Here is a 6,097-nt window from a genome sequence, read left to right as displayed (position 1 = left end):
GTAGAGAGTTTTACGTAATTCCTCGTCATTCCTACGAAAGTAGGAATCCAATTCCGATAAAAGTGAAAAATGAGACTAAGAGTCAGCCCTTGATGGGGAGTCTACCACGAGTTTATATACGTTTTAACAAAATTAGCATAGCGGTGGTGAATATATGTCGATGTCACTATTTGATCGATATTTTCAAGCACCAATTTAGGTGGAGCCTTTGAGGGTGAGATGGTGCTCCTCACCAAAATCAAACTTATAAATGCATAATTATCAGCAAAGCCTGCTCATTGTTTGATTGGCAAGTAGATTTTTGGAGAATTCGTTTATTCAATTTGAAGTTTGTAACAATAGTGATGTTTGTAGCATTGTCGTTAATAACGATTGAAATATTTTTTTTGCACGTTTTTCTTGAGCTCTTCAACCAGTTAAATTAGCTTTTGTGTAAGTAATAAAAACAAGCAGTATCAAAAGGGGAATTTTCAAATGACTGAAGTTAACGGTAATTACAGTTCTACTACTTATGATCCTTCACAATATTACAACGATACCGAGGGTGTTTGCAGCCAGACACCATTAAATTATACGCCAGCGCCTGATTATTCTAGTAATGTTTGCACCTCAACCACTGAGGGCAGCACTACTACTGATAATAATGCTGACCGTCGAGAAGATCCACCTGCTGTTGCACGTTCAACCTTCAATAATGCGGCACGCACTAGTAGCAATCCAACTCCAGAGCCATATGCCGATGCAGGTGTAACTTCTACTGGCGATGGTGTTTTTGCAGGTGCTGCAGCAATAAAAGGGCGGGATCAAAGAACCGGTATCGAAACCGAAGTATTTACTATTTCTGGTCGGCTAGGTGGCGAAAACGAAGTACAAGCTGGTATGGGTCGCATTGGTGTTTCAAGCGATGATGGCATGAACAATGCCACCATGGAAGTATTTACCGCTCGCGCTGCAGGTGGTGCACATAATAACGATGGTAGCACAGGTATTAATGCTGAGCTTATGGGTACTGTTATTGGTGCTCAAGGCACAGCAAGTTACGAAGGTAACTCAATAACTGGTGGCTTATCATTTAGCGCTGGTGCTGGTGGTAGCATTGGCTTACGTAACGCTGACCAAGATGATAGCACTGAAGTTTGTGGTAGCGTTTCGGTTATGTTTTTTACCCTTGGTACTTGTATTGAGACTGGTCTAGATATCATTTAATGCTATCTATAAAAAAACAGGCAACGCTGCCGTTGCCAAAATTTGACGCAGCTACGATGGCTGAGTTTGCCCATCGTAATTATTTGTGGACACCAATAAAACATGATGGTCTTGAAGCCTTATGGTTAAGTGCGCCAGATTTTATTAGCGCAGGCAAATTGCCACCAAAAGGCAGTGATGGTTTTGTGCCACTAGCTGGTTTTGCCCATGTTAAATACCCAGCAGTTGTGGGTCTGCGTTATAGTAAAGCTGCCTTTGATTTTATCCCTACTGATTTTTTAGAAATTGCCGATACGCGTTCAGTATCACAATCATCTCAATATATATTAGACGGTACTATAGTTGCTGAGCATGCAGGGCAATTGCCAGATGGCAATTTGTTTTGCGCCGCACTTCATCGTCGTAGTGCACATGTGTTTTTTATCACGGCACAGTGGCCCCACGAAGTTGCAAATGAATTAATGGCACCGATGACCGCTTTTAACGCGGGTTTAGTTATCAAAAGTCCGGCACATCAACCAGTAGAAAAGTGGGTATTGGCAAAACCATCTAATCAACCAATTTCTTTTTATTATAATGATAAAAGCAAATTGCAAGAAACCGATGATTCAATAATTATTACTAATCACTATAGTCAAAGTCATAATGGCGAATTTGTTATTCAATCACCGCCGATTGCTTGTGCAAAAACTGCCGAACAATTGCTTACTAAGTTGACCATAGACTTTCACAAACGTATAGGTAAACCACAGCAAGTCAGTGTGCGCACTAAAAAAATCGAGTTGGCTCAAGAACAAATATCAATACAAGCGCAAGTACGAACTTGTTCATTAGCCGATGGTCGTGAAGTGACTTTGGCCGTTCTGCCATTATCAACAACATATGTAACGCTTACAGCAAATTATCCTGGTGCAGCACAATTAGCTAATGGGTGGATGGCAGCTCGTTTTGCAATCAGACAATTAATTGCAACCTGTAAACTTAAGTGAATTATGAGAGAAAGATGAAAACTTTATATTTGCCAAAATTACAAAATTTTATTCAGATAGTAGTTGCAATAATGACCGGGTTTATTACTTTGGTTGTACTCTCTGCGCTAATACAAATATGGCGTAAGCAAGATTGGTCAGCTGGGTTAGTATTTATTATTGCTGCGCTAATTATTACGGCTATACTTTGGCTTACCGTAACTATAGTTTTCTCGTTTTATCGTATCGAAGGTGATGAAAATAGTTTTACTGTGCGACGTCGCCAAAAAAAGCAAACTATGTCATGGAAAGATATTGCCACATTAGAAAGGCCATGGTGGGCATTTAATCCTGCGGTACCGGTCATAGGTATTCGCACAAAAAATGGGGCGATGTTTTGTTTTATTGCTGGCAGTAATGAGCGCAAAATTATTGAAGAGTTGAGTGCTATTAATAATTAGTTTTTTAGCGACGGCTTAGTTTTTCGTTGTAGTTCTGAGCTACGCTTAACCCCAACATGTATTAACCAAAGCCCAAGAGTTAAAGCCTTATCGCAACCGCAAATTAAATTACCAGCAGAGTTAAGTACGGGTTTCGAGCGTGAATTTCGCGCTTCGATGCGTATTACTAAAACCCCAAATGAACAAGCCGCTGATGTATTAAAAAATTTTCATAATAATTGTACTAACCCTTGTTGCAGCGCCGCAACCCCTTGCTGCATCTGCTTTGGCTCCACCAACAAACTCACGACTAAATAACCTTCGTCAGCAAAATCAAAAAAATATCCCGGTTGAACTTTTATATTATATTCATTAGCAAGTTTGGTGACTAGTGCTTCTTCGTTGCAAGATTGCGGTAATTTAATTATCGCATACCAACCAGCTTCACGGGCTAGTAGTTGTACTTTTGCAATATCTTTTAACCCAAGCGCTAAAATAGCATAATTGTATTGCAAGCGAGTGCGAATTTGGTGTTGCATCGCTATCGCAGTCTCTAACAATTTAGGTGCGGCGTTTAAAATAGGTGCAGACACTGATAGATAAGCATCAAGTAGCCATTCAAGTCGCAACATAGTTTCGATTACCAGCGCATCACTACCATGCGCCGCAATCCAAGCTAGTTTCATTTGCGGCAAAGCTGTAGATTTAGATAACCCATCGAGTACAAAAGTAAGGGGACCATTTGCTATAGCTGCACTTGGGACAACGCCATCAACTCCATAAGGCGCAAATACTTCATCAATAATTAACGCTACATTATATTGTTTAGCTAACGCAGCTAGCTGTAAAGCCTGCTCATGGTCAATCGTATTACCAGTCGGATTATTAGGACTAATCACAACTATGGCGCGTGCACCATGATTAAGAGTATTTTTAAGCGAAGCAAAATTTATCTGCCACCTATTATTAGTAGTATCATAATCGATTTTATAGTTTTCATAATTTAGGGCTTCAAGCTCTAAAAGATGGGGCACTAAAGGATAACTTGGGGCAGGCATCGCAATACTATCACCTGGATTACACAATAATTTAAATATAATGGAATAAGCTTCACTGGTGCTAGCCGTAAGTGCTAAGCGGTCACTGGCAATTCGTCGCCCCATTGTACCAAGATATTTGGCAACAACATCACGGGTGGTTTTTGCGCCAAGTGCATGCGGGTCGTATATTAAATTATCTTCATTAGAAAACGCGGTGATAATCTTGGTGGCCTCATAGTTCAGATCTGCCTCGGTTGGGTTTGCAAGCGTGAGATCAATTGTTGCTTTATCTAATGCAGCAGCAATTGGCGTTGCTGATAAATCTTGCGGTAGACGTGATGAAAATTGCACAATCTACTCTTTATAGTTATTCATTTATAGTTACTCGTCAGCTTCAGCGGCCATACCGACATTAGCATATCCAGCTTTACGCAGTTTATCGATAACTTCGACAACTTTGCGGTACTGTAATTCGCCATCAGCTTGCACTATTATCATTGCCCCAGGATTTTTTTTGCGCTCGATCTCAAGCTTTTTAAATAGTTGTGTTTCATCGATAACTTCATCGTGCATGTAAATGCGGCCATCCATAGCAATACCAATTATGACAGCATCGGCATCAACTTTTTCGCTTGCCGCGGTAGAAGCAGTAGGCAAATTAACATCAATCATACCATCACGCATGGCATCAACCATAGCACTCGAAGCAACCATAAATATGATAAGCAAAACTAAAATGACGTCAGTTAGAGGGGTAATGTTTATTTCAGCAAAAAGTGCACCACCACCCTCATCTTCACTTTCGTCGTTGTCGTTATCATGTTGTTTAGGACCCTGAAACGCCACCTTCTACCTCCGCGATAGATTCGCGAATTTCTTCAACAGCTTCTTTTAGCAACGCGGTGTATTCGCCGACATAGACCTGTAGATAGTTAAATAAGATAACTGCTTCGATACCAACAAAAATTCCGCCGGCAGTAGCAATAAGTGCACTTGAGATACCACCAGACACTACAGTAAAACCACCGGTGCCTTGAGCGCTAATTTGTTGAAAAGCCTCCATAACCCCGACAACAGTGCCAAAAAGACCAACAAACGGGGCGATTGCGCCGATTGAAGCTAACATCCATAAGCGACGCCTAATTGCGCGGATAATACGACCTTGCAGACGTTTGATTTCACCATTGCTGGTTCGGCGTTCATTATCAAGCAAGAGAGAAAACAAAGAGGTAGCCGGGTGTAATGGTAGAGTTGTATTAACTGCCTGAGCCATAGTGGTTTTTTGTTCTCGCAGATGAGATAAAATACGATCACGAGCTAATTCTAGTCGGCGCCTATAGGTCAATGTGGCATACCAACGTTCAATACCAATGCCTAAAGCCACAATCGACAAAAGAATGATGACAAAAAAGGTTATGCCACCGCGTGCATATAGGGATTCAATACTCGATACCAACATAGTGGCTGTTTCATAGAGCGCTAGCGCTACATAAGCAAGATATGTGAATGCTTTCGATTAAATAATTTATTGCATTGCGCTATTAGCATTCTTTTACTTTACAAAAGTCGTATTAGTGAAGCATATGCCATACATAGGCATTACATTAATGTTTAGCTTTTTTACTTAAGGAGATGTTGTGACCTTTCTGTTGGCAGCATTATTAACTAATCCAGCTATTGAACAGTCTCAATCAACGTCGTTTTTTCATAATTTAATTACTACGGTTTTTGATGCCAACTGGAATGTTGAACATCGCTTAATTATTTGGGCCGTTATTGTCGTTGTTTTATTTTTATCTGGTGTTGGCCTTCCTTTACCAGAAGATATCCCTCTAACTCTGGCAGGGTTTACCGCTATAAAACAGGCTCAAGATGAGTTTATTTTATGGCATTATATTTTGGTTTTTTCATTAGTTGCAACCCCCATTTTGCTTGGTGACATTATCGCTTACACTTGGGGTAAACGTTATGGTTTGAGTATACGTGATAGGTTTCATTTTTTACGCCGCGTTTTAAGTGATAAACGCTTGGCTAAAGTGCAACGCTGGTTTGGTCGCTATGGTGCATTTGCTGTTTTTTTGGGTCGTCAGATGGCAGGCGTGCGTTTCGTTACCTTTTTTACTGCGGGCTCAATGCGGGTACCTTTGCCAAAATTTATACTTTTTGATTTTTTCGGCTGTGCAATTAGCGTTCCTGTTTGGCTTACTCTTGGAGTTTTGGCTTCGCGTTATGGGCAAGATTGGTTACATCAAGCCATCGATAAAGTAGGGCGTGGTTTTTTTATAGGTGTATTAAGCATTGTATTAATTTTATTGATTATTGCTAAAATTCGCCAAAAAGGTGATAGCACTGGCAACTCAAAACTTGCAAAAGTTCATGACCAGGTTGACTAGGAGGCCCTTTTAAGGACCCCCTAAATAAGCTGTGATTATAATTCAGGTTT

General features: G+C 40.5%; 7 protein-coding genes. 4 read left to right on the top strand and 3 right to left on the bottom strand.

The genetic code is table 11. The annotated features are described in order from the left end of the window. The first annotated feature begins 474 nt into the window (after positions 1–474). From JW841_15625 to JW841_15615, 3 genes are read left to right on the top strand one after another with little or no spacing between them, the layout of a single operon-like run. On the top strand, positions 475–1,206 hold the full coding sequence (locus tag JW841_15625; protein MBN1962362.1) for a hypothetical protein: 732 nt from the start codon (positions 475–477) through the stop codon (positions 1,204–1,206). Continuing rightward, a complete protein-coding gene (locus tag JW841_15620) occupies positions 1,206–2,195 on the top strand; it encodes a hypothetical protein (protein ID MBN1962361.1) in 990 nt (329 codons plus the stop codon). The genes JW841_15625 and JW841_15620 overlap by 1 nt, the downstream gene beginning before the upstream one ends. Before the next feature lie 14 nt (positions 2,196–2,209). Beyond that, the gene (locus JW841_15615) at positions 2,210–2,635 is read left to right on the top strand and encodes a hypothetical protein (protein MBN1962360.1); all 426 of its coding nucleotides are present in this window, start codon (positions 2,210–2,212) and stop codon (positions 2,633–2,635) included. Between the two features lie 209 nt (positions 2,636–2,844). On the opposite strand, the gene JW841_15610 is transcribed toward JW841_15615, so the two are convergent. Genes JW841_15610 through JW841_15600 form a run of 3 tightly spaced genes read right to left on the bottom strand, consistent with a single transcriptional unit; the run spans position 2,845 to position 5,113 of the window. Continuing rightward, entirely contained in the window at positions 2,845–4,005 is a 1,161-nt protein-coding gene (locus JW841_15610) for a pyridoxal phosphate-dependent aminotransferase (protein ID MBN1962359.1), read from the bottom strand. Positions 4,006–4,035: 30 nt separating this feature from the next. Then, entirely contained in the window at positions 4,036–4,500 is a 465-nt protein-coding gene (locus JW841_15605; GenBank protein MBN1962358.1) for a biopolymer transporter ExbD, read from the bottom strand. Beyond that, the gene (locus JW841_15600) at positions 4,481–5,113 is read right to left on the bottom strand and encodes a MotA/TolQ/ExbB proton channel family protein (protein ID MBN1962357.1); all 633 of its coding nucleotides are present in this window, start codon (positions 5,111–5,113) and stop codon (positions 4,481–4,483) included. Before JW841_15600 ends, JW841_15605 begins: the two co-directional genes overlap by 20 nt. A gap of 178 nt (positions 5,114–5,291) precedes the next feature. On the opposite strand from JW841_15600, the gene JW841_15595 reads away from it, so the two are divergent. After that, positions 5,292–6,047 (top strand): DedA family protein, encoded by a 756-nt coding sequence (locus tag JW841_15595; GenBank protein ID MBN1962356.1) that lies wholly within the window; start codon positions 5,292–5,294, stop codon positions 6,045–6,047. Positions 6,048–6,097: the final 50 nt, after the last annotated feature.

It is taken from the genome of Deltaproteobacteria bacterium (assembly GCA_016931625.1).
Taxonomy (GTDB): domain Bacteria; phylum Myxococcota; class XYA12-FULL-58-9; order XYA12-FULL-58-9; family JAFGEK01; genus JAFGEK01.
The sequence above is the reverse complement of the archived record's forward strand: the minus strand, read 5'-3'. Positions and strand labels throughout refer to the sequence as shown.